This is a genomic window from Binatus soli (SeqCode) (assembly GCF_050015535.1).
Taxonomy (GTDB): Bacteria; Desulfobacterota; Binatia; order Binatales; family Binataceae; genus Binatus; species Binatus soli.
In genome coordinates this window covers 14046-31888 of record NZ_JBEKBF010000016.1, presented here as the reverse complement: position 1 = coordinate 31888, position 17843 = coordinate 14046, and the positions used below count along the sequence as shown (strand labels likewise).

The window sequence follows — 17843 nt, the reverse complement described above, 5'->3', positions numbered from 1 at the left end:
TTTGAAGCTTTTCAAGAGAAGCTGCTGGCATCGCCTGTAGAAGCCAAGAGTTAATCTGACAGATGGTGGTGAGGTCCTCCGGTCCTGAGAGGGAGACGAGGACGATAAATCAACGAGGCCGACTCGGCCTCAAGAAAGAATAAAATCACTCGAGGCCATGGTTTCGGAAGATCCTTCGCGCGTACTGATATTCCGCCCTGGAAGTGTCGGCGACACGATTGTCTGTCTGCCCTGCTTTCATCTGATTGCGCGCCGGTTTCCAAACGCCGAGCGGCGAGTGCTGACCAACTCGCCGGTGACGAAGGTTTCAGTCTCGGTCAAGGCAATTCTCGATGGTACCGGATTAGTCGATGATTATTTCGAGGTCGATCACGGCGAGGTTCGAAACCGACTGCGCACAAAGTGGGATCTGTGCCGGCGGATCCGCAGCTGGAGGCCGGATTTGCTGATCGTTTTGACGGGGCCCCGTGACTCCAAGCAGCACTTCTCGGAGCTGGCGTTCTTCAAACTTTGCGGTGTGCGAGCGATGCCGAACATGTCACTCGAAGAGCGAACCGCACCGTATCGCTGGGTTCCCGAGCGCAGGCGCTACGAGTACGAGGCTGAGCGGCTCGCCCGATCGGTACGCAGCTTGGGCGACGCTCGGCTCGACGATTCGACCAGTTGGGATTTGCGCCTGTCACCGACGGAGCGCGAGCGGGCGCTGGAAGCAGTAAAGCCGGCAAGGGGAACGGCAGGTTTAATCGTCTGTTCCATCGGCGCGGCGCTCGAAATCCAGGATTGGGGCGCCGAGAACTGGTTGGCGATGATCGAGAAACTCACTGTTGCGACCGACGGCTACGGGCTTGCCGTCGTCGGCGCTGCCAGCGAATACGAGCGCTCCGAAGCAATGCGGATACGATGGCGCGGGCCCAGCGTGAATCTCTGTGGGCGCCTTACCGTAAGGGAAACCGCTGCCGTGATGAAGCACGCAGACGTTTACCTGGGCCACGACAGCGGGCCGATGCATCTGGCCGCCGCCGCTGGCGTTCCCTGCGTCGGCATCTATACCGCAAAGAACCAGGCGGGCACTTGGTTTCCATACGGCAATCAGCACAGAGTTATCTTTCACGATGTCCCATGCGCGGGTTGCCAGTTGTCGGAATGTACGGTGTACGCCAAGCGCTGCATGACCTCAATTACCGTAGCCGAGGTGTTGGGCGCAGTTGAGGATCTTCTGCTCCAGGTTGGAAGCGCCGGCTTCGGGGCGATGGGGAAGGCCCTTGTTGCCGGCTAAAGCGGAGACTAATGATGGGTGCGAAAATCTATCGAGCACTACACGAAGCAAGTCCCTCGCCCAACGGCGGTGGCTGAAATCCACCGGGTGCTAAAACCCGGAGCGGTGGCGCGGATCTTGTTTCGGAGCGGTACCGAAAAATATGGCTGATTCGGCGACCATGCTCATCGAAGCCACCAAATGATTCTCGGCGCCTTCACTTGGGGTGCCATGATCGCTGGCGTTCCGAACCTGTTTCCCCTACAAGGAAGGCGCAGAGCTTTGCAGGGAACGCTGGAGGAGGCGTGCCGTCAAAAGAGAAAACTCGGTACTCCAGCCGAAGTGTGCAAGGGTTGATGAAGATGGGCGATGGCGCGAGTTGCGTTCGCAACGAGGGGAAGTTAAGTTGTTCGACGGTCAAACGGAACGGCCAATTGTGAGGGGGTTTGTTTTGCGCCGGCTGCTGAATTACCAGTGGATTTTGATCCATTTGATCGAAGGCGGCTTGGTTGCACTCTCGTACTATGCGGCTTTCGCTCTTCGTTTCGATGGCAAAATCCCGCCGCATCAACTAACTGCGTACCTCCAAACTGTACCGTGGTTGCTGGCGTCGAGGTTTTTGGTTGCATTCGCCTTCGGAATGCATCATCGAGTCTGGCGCTACACCGGTCTGTGGGATCTGATTAATCTGGCGGCCGCAGCAGTCGTCGGGACGCTGCTGTTCGCGACCTTCGTGACGCTTGCGATCGATTGTCCCTGGATACCGAGAACCGTCTACGCCATCGATACTATCGTGGTAATTGCGCTCCTTGGTGGGGCGCGCGCGCTTCGGCGGATCTTGTATGACCGGGGCAGTCGCGAGCCGGGCAGACGCGTGCTCATCTTTGGCGCCGGCGACGCCGGAGAGTTGATCGTCCGCGACATGATGCACAATCCGGATTACGGTTACAGCCCGGTCGGGTTCGTTGATGACGATCGCATGAAGGTCGGGCGGATGATTCGTGGCATTCGCGTGCTCGGTACGCGGGCCGAAATGACGGCGATCATCTCCAGGCACGCCCCCCAGGAGGTGCTGATTGCGATGCCGAGGATGGGAGCGGAGACGATCCGCGGCATCATGAGGGTGCTCGAGCCGTTTGGCCTGCCGATAAAAATTCTCCCGAGCTTGCCGAGCGTGCTGGACGGGCGGGTGGGGATGGGCGACGTGCGCAGCGTTGCGTTGGAGGACTTGCTTTGCCGCAGGCCCGTGGGACTGGACCCGGCGGGGCTGCGCGGCGTTATCGAAGGCCAGAGTGTCCTGGTCACGGGGGCCGGGGGTTCCATCGGCTCGGAATTGTGCCGCCAGATATCGGCGCTCAAACCGCGAGTGTTGGTCATGTATGAGCGCTATGAGAACGGCCTGTACAGCATTGAACAGGAGCTCCGGGATCGGAATCCGCAGTGCGAACTTGCGGCGGTCGTTGGCGATGTATGTGACAGAACTCGACTGGAGGAGACGTTTCGGAAATGGGACGTGAAGCTGGTGTTTCACGCTGCCGCGCACAAGCACGTGCCGCTGATGGAACTCAACCCATGCGAGGCAATCAAGAACAATGTGCGTGGAACCCGCATGCTGGCCGAGGTTGCCGCGCGCGCCGCGGTTGATCGGCTGGTCCTCGTCTCGACCGACAAAGCGGTCAATCCAACCAGCATCATGGGCGCCTCAAAGCGAACGGCGGAGCTTGTGGTCAAAGCCATCGCGGAGGAAACCGGCCTGAAGCTGGGAGCGGTGCGCTTCGGCAATGTGCTGGGCAGCAACGGCAGCGTCGTACCCAGATTTCTCGAACAGATACGCGCCGGAGGGCCGGTCACGGTGACGGATCCCGGGATGCGGCGTTTTCTTATGCTCATCCCGGAGGCGGTCCAGCTCGTCCTCCATGCAGCGACGCTGATGAAACCCGGCGCGATCTACCTGCTTGAAATGGGCGAACCGACACGGATCGCCGAGATGGCCAGGCACCTGATCCAACTTTCGGGACTGGTCCCCGACAGAGACATAGCGGTCGAGTACGTTGGCCTCCGCCCCGGCGAAAAACTCTGCGAAGAGATGTTTGCGGCCGATGAAAAGATCGAACCATCCGCCATTCCCGGCATCTTGCGGGTTCGTGAAGAAAAGCAGCCCCATCGGCGATCGCTGCTCCAGCGAGTTGAAATGCTCGAGATGGCCGCGGCTGCCGGAGATGCGGACGGCACGGTTCGGATGCTCCGCGAGATCGTTCCCTCCTTCGACGGACTTGGCCGCCAGCACCAGGACCGTGCTTCCTTGGGTGCGGCGCCATCTGCGCCCGGCGGAACTCAAGACCATCCTGCCAATGGGGCCAAGCCTGCCAATGGGGCCAAGCCTGCCAATGGGGCCAAGCCTGCCAATGGGGCCAAGCCTGCCAATGGGGCCAAGCCTGCCAATGGGGCCGAGCCTGCCAATGGGACCGAGCCGGGTATGGCTCTGTTGATGGAACCTCTGCCTTCCAAGTAGACGCGGCCGTGCGCTCAAGGCGCGCGTTTCACGCTGGCTGCCTGGGATTCACGGTCGAAGTTACAGTTGATTATGCGATCTGGAAGTTCCCGCTGCGCTAATGCGTGGCTGCGGCGCCGGCCACAGGTCAAGATGCGTGTCGTGCGCAGTTGCATCCGCTGGTTCGGCCCGGCTGAACGCTGGTCCGCGCGCATCGCGCGGACCAGCTTGCAGGGCGCGTCCGGCGCTGTCCGACAGCCGCTTCAGAAGATCGACGGCTGCGTGTGCAAGCGGAGCTGGTACGAAGGTCGTTTCACGTGGACAGCGTGAGATGTCCCATCAAATCGTTAAAATGGGTGAACGCTCATTTCCTCTTGCGTTGCGATTAGACTTTTTGCTATAGAGCACATGGCTCGAAACGGGCGCGGAAACAGCGGTTCGGAAGTACTGAAAATTTGCCGGGTTTCGCTCGAATAGAGACCACTGGTAAAGAGAATTTCCGCTTGCCATGCGCGCAGACTTTTTGCTATAGAACACGGGACTTGAAGCAAGTGCGGAAACTGAGGTCTGGAAGTGCAAAAAATCTGGCGGGGAACTGAGGCCTGTCTCTTAACCTCTGACGCTCGGATTCGCGCGACGAGGGGGGAGACAGGTGCCGGAGCCCGCCGCAGGTCGGTAGGGGCATCCCAAACGGAGATTCTGTGGAGGGAGGGCTTTAACTTATGACATAGTTGTCCCGCGTGACGATTTGGGATTTGTTTGGCGTTAGAACGATCAGGGAGGAATACAAAATGCTTTTAGGTAAGAGAGTTCTGAGCACAAGCACGGCGATTCTGCTGGCCGTGGTCATCGCGACGTTCGCGTGGTCAGGCATGGCGGCGGCAGAGTCCGAAGAGTATGGAACGGAGTTGCAGAATTATTTCAGCAACGCCAACGCCGGTGCCGGCACGGCCTACATCAATATCACCGCTCCCCTCGAGGGAGCTCCAACGGCCACGGCCCCCTACGCGCGAGAGGGCGAACTTTGCGCAATGATCTACGTCTTCAATACCGAGCAATCTCTGCAGGCCTGCTGCGGATGCCCGCTAACCGCTGATGGTCTGTTGACCCTCAACATCTCAACCCAAGTGGCGGTGAACGCGGTGACAGGGGGCCTCATCCACGACGGCTCGGTCCGTATCATATCGAGCTTGCCAAATAGCACTCCAGCTCCATACGGGGATACGCAGCCCGCATATGCAGGTTGCGACTCCAACACCAGCGTCTGCTGCGATCCAACCGCGGCGGCCGAAGGCTTCGCGCTGGCCCCCACTCCTGAACTGATAGCTTGGGGAGACCATATCCAGACTACGCAAATTACCGAGACGATTTTCCAAGCGGATGTTCCGGGTACGGGGGAAATCACGGACCCCGGGCTGGGCTTGGCGTGCGCCGATGTCGTTAGGTTGGGCAGCCTCCAGGGTACGTGCATTTGCCCGGCCGCACAAGTCGGTTATACTGCCACTGCTAAACACAAGAAGCGCTAGGGCTCATGTTGTGCGTCACCCAGAGCGGGATGTTGATCGGTTGTTCGAATGGCGATTATGTTACCCGCTAAATCGGCGGGAAAAGGAGAGTCAGCTATGTTGAGAAATGGGGCAATTAAAGCGGCGCTGGGAGTGTTGGCGTCCGCAGGTTTGGTTTTCGGTGCGGTTTCTTTAGCGGCTGCAAATTCAACGGCTACGGATCCGTTCGCAGTCAACTATTTCACCAACGCGCAAACAGGCGGTCCAGTCGATACTTTGAGGATCGTGGATCCCGACACGTACGGCTCACCCGTAGATGCCTGCGCGAACATTTACGTGTTCGACGCAGCGGAGGAAATGGAGGAATGCTGCGCGTGCCCGATCACGCCCGCGGGACGTCTTGACTTTAACGTAAACACGCTACTGACCTCGGCCCCCGTAACCGGAGTTCCGCTGAGTACGGGCACCATCAAGATCGTCAAGACCAACACCAACCCTCTTTACGGTGTGCTCGTTAACCCCCTGATAAAGCAGTGCGATCCGACCAACGGAACGAACGGCTTCCCTGGAAATGTGGCGTTCCACGCTCTCACCACTCCGGGTTCTTCGCTTTTCTCCTGGATCACTCACGATCTGAACAGGTTCGCTACGGGCGGAACGGCCGTTGCGGAACAAGTGTTCGAGTCGACGGGCGAGCCTGCGAGCGATTATACGACAGTGTTGGCGCCCGAGTGCTACGTCACCCAGAATAGCGGTGGTTCGTACGGGACCGGTGTCTGCGCTGCTGCTGGCTGTCCGGTTGAGGTTCCTTGATTGTGCGCTTGCGGAGGAACGCACGACCGCTCGTGCGTTCCTCTTTTTCTGTGCTGCAATAGCCGAGGGCGCCAACGGTGTGCCCTCGGCTCGTCCCGGTATCTGAATCAAAACAATAAAGAGGGTCAGCAGTCGTGATTCTTCGTGTATTCATATCGCTTGCACTCGTGTGTGCGCTTGGCAGTTTTGGGAGCGGTCAGGCCCTCGCGAACGACGCGTCGTCAGTCGTTGCTCGGGTGGCCGGACACCCGTTGACACGTGACGAGTTGGAGCAGAAGGAGTCCGCGGACCTGCTCCAGGCCCGGTACAAGTACTACCTGACCGAAAAAGCCGCGCTCGACAAACTTATCGATCAGGAAGTGCTCGAGAGCGAGGCGCGCCGCGAGAAGGTCACTGTGGATCAGCTGCTCGAGAATCATGCCGCCAAGCAGGTGAAGGATCCGACCGAGGACCAACTGGAGGTCTTCTATGAAGGACTGCAGAGCGATCAGCCATATTCTGCCATGCGCCCGCAGATTCTGGACCGCATTCGCCAGCTCCGCCGCACCAAGGCGGGGCTTGCATATGTGAAGGAGCTGCGAAAGAAGGCTGACGTTCATATCGCGCTCGAGCCGCCTGCGGTCTCAATCGGCTCAATCGACGCACCCACTACCGGCCCCTCCGATGCTCCGGTCAGGATCATTGAGTTTGCCGATTATCAGTGCCCCTACTGCAAGAAGGTGGCCGCTGAGCTTAAGCAACTGGTCGAAGGAACGTTCGCCGGCAAAGCATCCCTGACTTTTGCAGACTTCCCGCTGCCGATGCATCATAATGCGGAGAAAGCGGCTGAGGCCGCGCGATGTGCTGGTGACCAGGGTAAGTATTGGGAATATCATGATGGGCTGTTCGACCACCAGACCGCGCTGGAGGTAAGCGACCTCAAGGCGCTTGCCGGGACCCTTAAACTCAATCCGGAAAAATTCGGCCATTGTTTGGATTCCGGAGCCCAGGCGCCGGCTATCGCAAAGACGCTGGCCGAGGGTAAAAAACTGGGTCTGACGGGCACGCCAAGCTTTGTCATCAACGGCCGCTTCATAAGCGGGGCGACGGACTCTGAGACCTTGCGCGACCTCATTGAGCAGGAGCTGGCATCCCCCGAGCCTCGCCAGACGAAGACGGCCGCGAACAACTCGTAGCGGCTGGTTGCGCGGCTGGGGCCCGTGGGTAATGTCGCGGATCATCAAATGCTGCTTGCCGGTCTCGAGCAAAATTCAACCTGGTTCGGGCTATCTTTGGCCGCTCTGAGCCTGTTGACCCGCCGGATTGGTTGAAATTCTGTTCCTGTTTGATTTATGCGGGTGCCCGCGAGTCTTCTGTTGAGCGTTCCGCCAAAAGGAAAATCATGAAGCTGAGTGCAATTGCTTTTGCCTCTATCATAATAGCGGGTTGGGCTGGGGTGGCTGGCGCCGGTGTGGTTATTCAGGGGCATGAGGATGCCACGCGCAGCACCCTCCCCGGTGTGAAGTCCTCGTCCACGCCGTACACAAAGATGATTGAGGGGCAGCAAGCGAAGATCGTGATCGGAACTATGCAGCTCTTCATCGATCTCTCTGCCGACAAGGTTCTTGTGCTGACTAAAGGAAGAGGAGCGTATTACCAACTGCCGTTCCCGCCTCCTTCTACCATTGGCGAACTCATCATGAGACGGATTCTGCCGCCGATGGTCAAATATAAAAAAACCGGGAAACACCTGACCCTGGCTGGATATGGCTGTGATCAATACACAGGAATGGGCGAGATCGACAGCGCTCCTTACTCTGTAGAAGCGTGCTATTCGACCGATGCTCCGGGTGCCCAGGACTACGCCGCGTTTGTGAAAAGCGCCTTGGCGAAATCCGGGAAGGCGTCTGCTGCGGCCTCTGACGAAATTCCGCAGGGAATCCCACTTGAGCTGGACACTACGATAACTACGAAGGAGCCCGTGAGCCCTGCGGTATCGGATCAGAAGCAGGCCGCACCGGAGAAGCCGGCGGAGTTCAGGGAGTTCAGAGTGAAAATTGTGGTCACGAGCGTCGCGTCGCGGTCAATCGAGGCCGGGGAATTCCGGCCGCCTGCCGGACTCAAACGCGAGCCGATTCCCAGGGGGCTCGGAATTCGGGCTAAAGAGATATCCCAGGGAGCGCCCAACTCCAGCGTCCGGCGTGCCGTACTTGTCAAATTGTAGTGACGAATCAGACCTCGTCGTCAAACCTGTTGACCTTCGATATCGAGGGATTCATCGAGTCGTCCCACGAATCGATGCGCGTCCCGGAGGAATATATTTCGGAGCGGCTGGAAACGGAGGAAATTGAGGCCAATACCGGATCGATTCTGGACCTGCTGGAGGAGTTCAGGCAGAAGGCCACCTTCTTTATCCTGGGCCGAATAGCTCGCGATATGCCCCGTCTGGTCAGGCGAATTGCCGATGCCGGGCACGAGATCGGATGTCATAGCCTGTTCCACAAACGGCTGTATAACTTCCAGCGAAACGAAGTCGCCGCGTTTCTCGAGGAAGCAAAGAGCCGACTCGAAGACGCGTCCGGCGGTCGCGTGTACGGGTTTCGCGCGCCCGATTTCTCGATTACCAGGTCGAATCTTTGGGCGTTCGACTTGCTGCGCGAAAAGTCGTTTCTGTACGACTCGAGTGTATATCCAACCGGTCTGCACGACGTATATGGAATCAGCGATTTTCCGACCACTCCCTTTCGCTTTCCCAACGGACTGATCGAGGTGCCATTGTCCACGGTTAGGATATTCGGTCGTAATATTCCGTACGGCGGCGGAGGATATTTTCGGCTCTATCCGCTGGCTGTGACCAAAGCGCTGTTCAGGGGGTCGAACCGCAAAGGGGTAGCCACGGTCGTTTATCTCCATCCGTATGAGGTCGGGAGCATGGTACGCAAGGTCCGCGGAATCGGAATATTAAAGAGCTTCAGAACTTACGTCGGGCAAAAGACCGCCGCCGCCAAATTGCGTGCTCTTCTCAGCGCGTTCTCGTTTGCGCGAGTTATCGATTACCTCGACCAGAAGCCGGTGAGCGAGTTACCGGTGTGACTCCTGACCATGCCCAGGAAGCAAAGGCTGGGGAATTCTTCTCGGGTTTTGCCGCCAAGTGGGACTCGCTCTATGGGGGAAAGCGAAATCTCTTTTGGCGACTGCTCGATAATTGGCTCCGGCGCGACATTCAGGAACGCTACCAACTGACATTCGAGCGCCTCGGGCCCGACCTGCGAGGTCAGACCGTTCTCGATATCGGGTGCGGTTCCGGCATCTATTGTTTCGAAGCCGCTCGGCGAGGTGCGGACCGGGTAGTCGGAATCGATTTGGCCGAGGGAATGATCTCTCTGGCGAGGCAGGACTGCAGCCGGCTGGGACTGGCAGCGTGCGAGTTCATCTGCGCCCCGTTTCCTCCCCGTGACTCCTCTACCAAGCGCCTGGATTCGTTCGACTACGCCATTGTGATGGGTGTGATGGACTACGTAGCCGATCCCGCAGCGTTCCTGTCGGCGCTGCGGCCGCTGGTCCGGAAATTCGCGGTGATCGCGTTCAATGCGCATCATTGGTTCCGGGCGCCGCTCCGCTATTACCGCTATAAGCTGCTGGGTAGATGCGAAGTGTACACTTACGACGAAGAGCAGGTGCGAGGTCTGCTCGCCAAAGCGGGGTTTGGCAAACTTGACATTCTGAGACTGTACCATTCGGGTGGCTCCTACATTGTCACAGCCTATTCCAGGCAACAATCCTGAGCATCCTCAAGCGACCATCACAAACTGAGACACTACCCAGCTACGCGGGCGCGCCTGAGCCAAAAGGGCAGATGAACGTCACCGAAATTCAAGAATTCTACTCGCGCAGAACTGTCGAGAAAGGCGATGACCGCGACGACCTGCTGCTCAACCGGGGTCTTCTCTTTCAATATTTGGCCAACCAGCGCTCTGTTTGCGAAGCCTTGAGGCCCGTCGCCGGCCTGCGCTCAGATAGTAACGCTGCTGTCCTTGATGTCGCCTGCGGCCAGGGCGCGAGGCTGCTCCATCTGATGGAACTGGGCTTCCCGGCTCAAATGATGCACGGAATCGATATTCGTCCTTCCGTCGTCGAGCAGGGGCGGCGAAGGCTCCCGGCTTGCACTTTAATTGTGGCGGATGCCTGCAATATTCCTTACGCTGATGCCGCTTTCGATCTGGTCATCGGATCAACCATATTTGTCCGTGTGACTAAAACGAGCATCTGGGCGAGCATCGCTCGCGAGATGGCGCGAGTCACCAAGCCAGGCGGATTCCTCCTGATCGTCGATTGGCGCTATGGCGGGCGCGGATATCAGGCCATGACGCGGCGATCCCTACGTTCGCTATTTCCAAATTGTGATATCGTTCGGAGTGTGGGCGGCGCTCTCATTCCACCTGTCGGACGCCCCATCTCCAGGTGGTGCCCCTCGTTGTACTTCTTGATTCATCGATGGTGTCCGCCGTTGGTTGGTCTCAAGGCTAACCTGCTCTGCAAATCTTTTAGCTGAGTCGGACTCAAGCCTTGCGCCATCAAGCCAGTGTCTATGGAGAGATCGAACTGAGCCGCGACAAAGGCGTCAGCACCAGGGCCAGGAGGCGGCTGAAACTGACCCTAGCGGTTGGATTGAGCGTGGTCTGCATCATCGCGCCGATGTCCAAGTCACGCGGTGCGAGCTTGTCGAGTTATACAGGCGCGGTTAGCGTCACCCCTGATTCTGGCAACGGCGCCGATAAGATCGTCGTGGCTGCCGCCAACGATGTCATCTATGCGGAGAATTTTTCGGGCTCTACCCCCAACGCCAAGATCAACAATGCGCTGGCCGCGGTCACCTATTCTGGTCAGACCGTAGATGCGACCGGCGTGTCATGCGCGACCCGGATGGCAGCGCCGATCGTGCTGACCGGACCGGTGAAGATACTGATGCCTCTTTGCCATCTCCAGTGTCCGGCGGCGGGTAGTCCTTCGGGGTGCATTCAGCTCCCGGCAAACGGCGCGGGCGACGGTACACACGTAACCTGCGCTTCGCAGCCGCACTGGAACGGGAACGACATGGGAACGGGGTGTTGGATCGATAACGAGCCGTCCTCCGGCTCCGTACAGCCCGCCATCGTGTTCCCGGGCAATCGCGCGTACAACTACGAGATCGACAATCTAGGTTTCAAACGCAACGCGTTGAGTGGCGCGGATATCCTGGTCACCGTCGCCAGCGGCGGCAACAGCTGGTCGATGAATCACATTCACGACATCATCGACCTTCCCGTTTCGGCAGTGACTAGCCCGAATCCTTGTGCGAATGCGACCGGAGTCTGCAACGGGTTTCATGGCGGGCTGACCTATGGGATCGACATTCTGAAAGGCGGTGGTGAAGTGACGAATAACGTCATCGAGCGATTCTACTTGACCGGGGGCGACGGCGGCATTCACTGGGGCGCTCAGGCGGGGAACTCGAATGTCATCCGTGATGGCTACATCGCGGGATACTTTGGTGGATTGGGTCTCCTGCCGGCCATCAACATAGACATGTGTTCCAGTGGCGCTGTGCGATGCGCACTCAACACGACCATTGAGAACATTCAGGTTACAGGGGCAAATCCGGTCGCCGGCGCGGCTGTAGTCGTGCTGAATGGCGGCGGCGAATTTAGAGAGAGCCACGTCGAGGGAACTAACTCACTGCGATTGCTGGCAACGCCTAATACCATTGCCGATGTATCGGCGTGCAACTCTGGCATGGGACCCGGCGGTGATATGACCCCGTGGCTGATCGAGGAAGACACCCTGACGGGCGGCAACGGCATCAGCTCCTCAACGGACTGGCCCGACTACGGCCTTGCCCAATGTGCGTCAGGCACCAGCTTGGCGGCCGGCACCGGTGCATACATCGACGACAGAAACAACAAACTCCTCGATTATAGCGTCGATGGCACGCTGGCTATGGGCACGCTCGAGGCTCCGCCGGGAATTGACTACGTAAACAACATCTATATTTCGTCCGCCGGAGCAGACGTAGGCGGCGTCGATTACAAGAGCTACGAGCCTGGGCAATATGGTCCGAACAATACGAATATCAGCAAGTGCGGAACTTCACCGGCCTTGGCCAGCGGCTCCTCGCCCCGGCGCGGGATAATCCAGCCTGGAAGCGGTACGGTGACCAGTTGCACTATGAACTTCGGCGTACAATGGCCGCGGTCGCCGTATTGCCTCTGCGCCGCGATGACCGGCGCCAGCGCACCGGAGACCTGTGTCGTGACGAATGGACCGCTCAACATGCTCTTCACGCTCGGCGGAAACGTAGCCGGAGGCCGGATCACCTATGACTGCGGATATTGAGCCGCGCCGCTCGCGGGCCTTTTGACGGGCTTTCATCGCGGTTTACCTGCCTCATTATCGAAGAACTTCCCTTGAAAGGAGTAGCCTCGAGCGACTGTTAGGTAAGGAGCGGCAGCTCACTTGACCTTTGCGGACATTTTGGCGGTAGTAGAACTATAAGCAGGTTACTGATGCTGAGAAGACCTTTTGACATAACGAGTCCGAGCCGCGGATTTGACTCCACACCAGCATCGGAAAGACGCCGGATCGTCGATACCAGAGTAAACGCCGCGATGCTTGCCGTGATTGTCTGCCTGGTTGCGCTAGTCTCGCTCCAGAGCCTCTTCAACGGGTTTGTTTTCGATGACTTGACCGTGATCCAGCGAAACCCTTTGATTGGCCAGTGGTCTTTCGTCTGGAAGTCGTTTTTTCGTGACACCTATTGGTTTAAGAATCCTGCCAGCCTTCCGCAGGCATCCTATTATCGGCCACTGCAAAACCTTTGGTTTGCTCTCGGGTTTCATCTCTTTGGCTACAATCCTATTGCCTGGCACGCAGCCAAGATTCTGCTGCACTTGGTAGTGGTATTGCTCGCGTTCCGTGCCGCCGCTGTCTTAAGCGGGGACGTGACGGTGGGGCTGCTGGCCGCGTTGTTGTTCGGTGTACTTCCCGCTCATGCCGAAGTGGTCACATGGATCTCGGCCCTGCCGGAACCCTTGGCGGCCGGATTTGAATTAGCGGCGTTTTCTCTGGCGGTAGAGGGTCCAAAGGACCGCCGCATGCGGCTGGGCTCGGTGGCCTGCTTCGTCGCGGCGCTTTTGTCTTTCGAAGGGGCTATTGTATTTCCGGTTCTGCTGGGCGCGTATTTGTTCATGTTTGGAGAACGGGGCGAGCTGGAGAGTGAGCGCCGTTCCTTGACGATATGGCAAATACTGATGAAATGCGCCCGATACCTGGTAGCGTGCGTTGGGTATCTGATAGCACGCTACTTGGTAATGGGTCTTTACGGGGTGGTCGACTCGAGCCCTGGCGTGGGGCTGGGATATGCGCAAAGAGTCGGTGAATTGCTCGCCACGATGCCCGGGGTCATGTTGTACTACATCGCAATGCTGGGCGTTCCGTGGCTGGCGGGGCCGGCCCATCCGCTGGACTGGGTTAAGAGCTTTTCTTCGCCGCGCTTCTACGTTCCGGTGGCACTCCTTCTGTTGCTGGCGATCGGTAGCTGGCTGGCAGCTCGCCGCAGTCCGCGCCGAAAGCTCTACCTCTTTTGTGCAATTTGGTTTTTTGTCTCGATCGCACCAATGATGAACCTGGGAGGTGTCTGGGATCTGGTACAGGATCGCTATCTCTACCTGCCTGCCTTTGGATGGTGCGTGATCGCGGCCGACTGTCTTGTCCGCTGGAGCCGCTCCGGCAATCGGGTACTTTGGTCGAGTGTGGCGGCGCTGATGCTGATTGCGTGGTCCTTAAGCTTTTGGAAAGTAGAGTGCTATTGGAAAGACACGCTGACTATGTACAAAGCGAGGACCATAATGGCTCCGCAAGCGACACGGTGGCATCAGGATCTGTATGTGGAATACCGGCGGCTGAACGATCTCAAAGGCTCGGAGCATGAACTGGAGGAGATGTTGCGGCTTAAACCGTCGAGTCGTAGGTATCACTTCCTTCTGCATGTACTGGAAGAGCGTTTGGGCAACGGCGCTCGGTCGCGAGCCGAGTTCATGAAGTCCATGCCGGAGGAAATAAAGCGCCAGGTTTCGGCTAATCCAGATGAAGTGCGGTCAGCCAAAACCGGGCGCCCGGAGCGTACCGGCGAAGTTGCTCTGCCCACACCGATACCCCCGGCGCCATCTGCTCCAGCGACCGATCAGTGAGCGGATCACGCGCGCTCCACTCCTGCCAGATGGGGGGAGGGGAGAAGCGTCTGCGGGACCGGTCGGGAAAACGGCATTTCTGGGCGTTGCGTGGCTGCGAGACGTAAACCCGCTCCTCCCGGCGCTGTGGAAAGCCCTTTGCACCCAAAACCGGGCTTGAATTTTCCGTTTGCAGATCGCCTGGTGTTGGTGCTAGTCCGAATCACGATTAAAAATGGAAATTCCGGATAAAATTCCACCGATGGCTGCCGGAAATCTGCAGGTTACGCGACCAGATAGGCTGAGAGCTTCAGTACTGAGCCGTGCCGCTTTGTGGCTGCGCCACGCCCCCGAAAAGATGGGCTTGATTAGCAGCGCTCCGAAGCCGGGATTCTTCGACCAATATCCGCGCTTCTATTCCTCCAGCGTGGTCGGTGCTACGCCGGAGCGGTTGAACGAGCGATACCGCGCCCTGATCAGTTCCAATGAACAGCTGATTCGGGAGAAGACAATTCTCGACCTCGCCGCACATGACGGACGCTGGAGTTTCGCGGCCCTGAAAGCCGGCGCTCGGCACGTCACTGGTATCGAAGTCCGCTCGCACCTGGTGGAATCCGCAATAGCCGCGGCGCGGGAATACGGAATCGGCGCGGAGCGGTACCAGTTCATAGCCGGAGATGTCTTTGATCAAATCGCACTGCTACAAACTAACAGTATAGATACTGTTTTCTGCTTCGGCTTTTTCTATCACACGCCTCACCATATGCTGTTGTTGTCGAAGATTGCCCGGCTGAATCCGAAGCACCTCATCCTGGATACCGCCATCGATCCGTCGACTACTGATTGCATAGTCCGCCTCACGAAGGAGGGAGTTGATCGGGATGCGAATTCTCTGGTGGGCCAACCGGGCGATCCTTTGTACGCGCTGGTCGGTACCCCGAGTCGGAATGCGCTCGAAACGATGCTGACCAGCTTTGGATGGAGCCTTTCCTACTATGACTGGCATCGCGCCGGCATCGGCAACTGGCGCGACCTGCGCGATTACCGAGATGGTTCGCGCGTTTCAATCGTGGCAACCCGCCGCTAGAGTGCTCATGCGCCAACGCTGGCGCCTCGCTCTTCGTCGTGATGCTTGACTGCCGTCCCGGCTAATTGCTCTGTCCTTATCCCCATTGCGATAAGGTCATCCCGGTTCGGTGCTTTCAGAAGTCACAACAACTGCCGTGTGTTCCATCAAGGCGATCCAGGAAGCCAGGTAGAGAAGTACTGCAAGAATCAGCAGGGATCGGATTCCGGTCCACATCGAAAGCGACTCCAGCAAACCTCCAACGAGGGCCCCCAGTAAGTTCGAGCCGAGCGCCTCGCTGCTGAACCGCTCCTGCGCGAAGCTTCTAATGAACACGATGCCGGCGAAAAACACCGGCAAGCACAACACCGCCGTAGCCGATAGTGCTTTGATCCATATGGAACTGAAGAAAAACTCCTCGAGTGGGATAAAATACGCTGCTGAAATTGATATGATTATGCCGACGTAGCCCACAACAATAGGTATGTGTTTTCTCCAAGCGACAAGAACGTTGGAGGCGACAATCAGCACCATTAGACCCGCGATTACGATCGAGTTGACGACCCAGGTTGTCCCAAACAACAACGCTATCCTGCTGATGATCTGTGCTTCCAGCAGAAGGAATCCCGCTCCCAGAAAGAAGAAGTGCCAGCGCATGGAGCGAAGGCCGCCGCCTGTCCGCCGCAGAAAACGCCAAGCGATCAGGATGAGCGCAAAGGAAATGACGATCACGGACGCCGGCAGTCCCGGTTCATGCTGGTAAAAGTATGGCCAGTCGTCAGTTGTTAGTGTGGGCACTGTGCCCAGAGAAAAGGCGTGCTGGGACAGGTACGCCGCGAGTTGCGGGTCAGACAAGGCTCGGTCGAGGCGCTGGTGCGATCCAGCGATGAAGAAGGTGCCGCCGGCAACCAAGTACGAAGATCCAGCTGCCCCGAAATGGATAAAACTGTCTCCGAAGACATCTCGAATTAGTCCGGATAGCCTGGCCGCGATCCACGGAGTCTTAACGCCAAATTTGATGATAAGCAGGCCGTCTGGCTGCAGCAGCTTCTTGGCTGCCCGCAGCGCCTCGACCGTGTAGACATAGTTGTCGATTCGAATGCTTGAGTAATACGAACTCGTCGTATGAGAGTCCAGCAATGAATAGACTATCAAATCGAAACGCTCGGTAGTGTTCTCGATGTAGCTGCGCGCGTCGTCGACGACGGCGTGCACCCGTTGTGAGCTGTAAGGATGCTCAAAGTGAAGGTCGCGGCCAAGTTTCAAAATCAATGGGTCGATTTCCACCGCCGTCACCCGAGCTGCCCCATTCCGCAATGCGGCCGCTACATCGTTCCCTGCTCCGGAACCAAGCACCAGCACTGACGCGGGGCTAGGATAAAAGCGATAGGGCAGATTGTAGGGATTTTCGTTCAACGGCGTGTTTCCAAACAACCTAGGATGCGAAGCTGCGAAATCAGGAGAGAGGTTTACAATGCGCTGGAGCCAACCACCGTTGACGATAAATTCGTAGGCGACGACCTCCCCGCGATCACTTATCGGGCGAACAATCAGCTTCTGGTAGGGTGTCCAATAGGTTGCGCCGCCGCTTGGATCGCCCACACTCACAAGTCCAATACATACGAGGAATGCTAGAACCGAAAGCCAACGCCATAGAGGCAGAGTCCAAAACAGGCAAGCTATCATGAGGGCAGCGACCAGAAACCAGACCGCCGGCGGTTGCCAGAGGAAGCAAAGCAGCGTATACAGAGCGATTCCGAAAAGGCTGCCGAGGATATTCACGGTGTAAGCCGTAATACCGTGCGTGGCATGTTCAAGTAACCAGCCGACAAGTTGCCCAATCGGAACAAAGACAAAAGCGATCAAGCCGAAGATGGGTATCACAAAAAACAGTGCACCTAGGAGGAGCAACAGAGTGTGTGCATTCAGAGGTAGCGATGGCACACCAGCAATGTTGACCTCTGAGACGGCGCCCACCAGAATTGGTAGTCCATTTACGAGGTGGTGCAGGCTTGGCAATGGGAGGCTGCACACGCAGGCCAGGGTGACCAATGAAAGAAGCATCACCGAAAGATGAATTGGACGGCGCGAGAGATAGCACCCAAGGCCGAAGCCAAGAAAGCAGGCAACCAAAACAAAGTTTTTGAAGAACGCAAAGAGCCTGATCTCAGACGAGATCCATCTAATCATCAGAAGTTCGAGAAACAAGCCGGCCACGCTTACCAAGGCGAGCTGCCAGTAAGAAAACCCGCCGAGCATTTCGGGAGAACACTGCCATCGTCCTCGCGGACTGCTATCGTCCGCTGATGGGCGATAAATGCGAAGAGCGTGGTAGTTTACCAAAATGGCGATCAGGACCGTGATTGAGCCGGTCAAAACAACTGGCAATGTGACTGCAAATTCTTCCATACGCACCCCTCGAGGGTATCCTCTAGCCTGCCTTTCGCAGCGAAACGATTAAGCTGTTTCCAAATGCTTCGATGAGATTGGGCGTCACTTCATGCGCTCCACGTCGGTCTTTGTGAAAGGT

At 57.7% G+C, this 17843-nt stretch carries 13 protein-coding genes; 12 read left to right on the top strand and 1 reads right to left on the bottom strand.

Annotation, left to right across the window (positions count from 1 at the left end):
* The first annotated feature begins 277 nt into the window (after positions 1-277).
* From ABR989_RS13225 to ABR989_RS13170, 12 genes are all read left to right on the top strand, one after another.
* Entirely contained in the window at positions 278-1276 is a 999-nt protein-coding gene (locus tag ABR989_RS13225) for a glycosyltransferase family 9 protein (RefSeq protein ID WP_428129324.1), read from the top strand.
* A 385-nt stretch (positions 1277-1661) separates the two neighbouring features.
* Positions 1662-3767 (top strand): polysaccharide biosynthesis protein, encoded by a 2106-nt coding sequence (locus tag ABR989_RS13220; protein ID WP_428129321.1) that lies wholly within the window; start codon positions 1662-1664, stop codon positions 3765-3767.
* Between the two features lie 770 nt (positions 3768-4537).
* Positions 4538-5272 (top strand): hypothetical protein, encoded by a 735-nt coding sequence (locus tag ABR989_RS13215; RefSeq protein ID WP_428129318.1) that lies wholly within the window; start codon positions 4538-4540, stop codon positions 5270-5272.
* A gap of 48 nt (positions 5273-5320) precedes the next feature.
* The gene (locus ABR989_RS13210) at positions 5321-6064 is read left to right on the top strand and encodes a hypothetical protein (protein ID WP_428129316.1); all 744 of its coding nucleotides are present in this window, start codon (positions 5321-5323) and stop codon (positions 6062-6064) included.
* 134 nt (positions 6065-6198) lie between these two features.
* Positions 6199-7239, top strand: coding sequence for a thioredoxin domain-containing protein (locus ABR989_RS13205; RefSeq protein ID WP_428129313.1), 1041 nt, complete (start codon positions 6199-6201; stop codon positions 7237-7239).
* Positions 7240-7445: 206 nt separating this feature from the next.
* On the top strand, positions 7446-8267 hold the full coding sequence (locus ABR989_RS13200; RefSeq protein WP_428129311.1) for a hypothetical protein: 822 nt from the start codon (positions 7446-7448) through the stop codon (positions 8265-8267).
* Positions 8267-9136: a DUF3473 domain-containing protein gene (locus ABR989_RS13195; RefSeq protein ID WP_428129309.1), complete on the top strand. Its 870-nt coding sequence runs from the start codon at positions 8267-8269 to the stop codon at positions 9134-9136. The genes ABR989_RS13200 and ABR989_RS13195 overlap by 1 nt, the downstream gene beginning before the upstream one ends.
* On the top strand, positions 9133-9828 hold the full coding sequence (locus tag ABR989_RS13190; protein ID WP_428129306.1) for a methyltransferase domain-containing protein: 696 nt from the start codon (positions 9133-9135) through the stop codon (positions 9826-9828). The genes ABR989_RS13195 and ABR989_RS13190 overlap by 4 nt, the downstream gene beginning before the upstream one ends.
* 71 nt (positions 9829-9899) lie before the next feature.
* On the top strand, positions 9900-10595 hold the full coding sequence (locus ABR989_RS13185; RefSeq protein ID WP_428129303.1) for a class I SAM-dependent methyltransferase: 696 nt from the start codon (positions 9900-9902) through the stop codon (positions 10593-10595).
* A 14-nt stretch (positions 10596-10609) separates the two neighbouring features.
* Positions 10610-12415, top strand: coding sequence for a hypothetical protein (locus ABR989_RS13180; protein ID WP_428129301.1), 1806 nt, complete (start codon positions 10610-10612; stop codon positions 12413-12415).
* 272 nt (positions 12416-12687) lie between these two features.
* Positions 12688-14268: a hypothetical protein gene (locus ABR989_RS13175; RefSeq protein ID WP_428129299.1), complete on the top strand. Its 1581-nt coding sequence runs from the start codon at positions 12688-12690 to the stop codon at positions 14266-14268.
* 337 nt (positions 14269-14605) lie between these two features.
* Positions 14606-15334 carry a class I SAM-dependent methyltransferase gene (locus ABR989_RS13170; RefSeq protein WP_428129297.1) on the top strand — a complete coding sequence of 243 codons (729 nt, stop codon included), beginning with the start codon at positions 14606-14608 and terminating at the stop codon, positions 15332-15334.
* Between the two features lie 96 nt (positions 15335-15430).
* Here the strand turns inward: ABR989_RS13170 and ABR989_RS13165 are convergent, their stop codons facing one another.
* Positions 15431-17722: a spermine/spermidine synthase domain-containing protein gene (locus ABR989_RS13165; protein WP_428129295.1), complete on the bottom strand. Its 2292-nt coding sequence runs from the start codon at positions 17720-17722 to the stop codon at positions 15431-15433.
* Positions 17723-17843 lie beyond the last annotated feature (121 nt).

Excerpts from the sequence above, each read along its gene's own strand:
- ABR989_RS13215 (WP_428129318.1), top strand. The coding sequence starts at position 4,538 with ATGCTTTTAGGTAAGAGAGTTCTGAGCACAAGCACGGCGATTCTGCTG.
- ABR989_RS13210 (WP_428129316.1), top strand. The coding sequence starts at position 5,321 with ATGGCGATTATGTTACCCGCTAAATCGGCGGGAAAAGGAGAGTCAGCT.
- ABR989_RS13200 (WP_428129311.1), top strand. The coding sequence starts at position 7,446 with ATGAAGCTGAGTGCAATTGCTTTTGCCTCTATCATAATAGCGGGTTGG.
- ABR989_RS13185 (WP_428129303.1), top strand. The coding sequence starts at position 9,900 with ATGAACGTCACCGAAATTCAAGAATTCTACTCGCGCAGAACTGTCGAG.
- ABR989_RS13175 (WP_428129299.1), top strand. The coding sequence starts at position 12,688 with ATGCTTGCCGTGATTGTCTGCCTGGTTGCGCTAGTCTCGCTCCAGAGC.
- ABR989_RS13170 (WP_428129297.1), top strand. The coding sequence starts at position 14,606 with ATGGGCTTGATTAGCAGCGCTCCGAAGCCGGGATTCTTCGACCAATAT.
- ABR989_RS13165 (WP_428129295.1), bottom strand. The coding sequence starts at position 17,722 with ATGGAAGAATTTGCAGTCACATTGCCAGTTGTTTTGACCGGCTCAATC.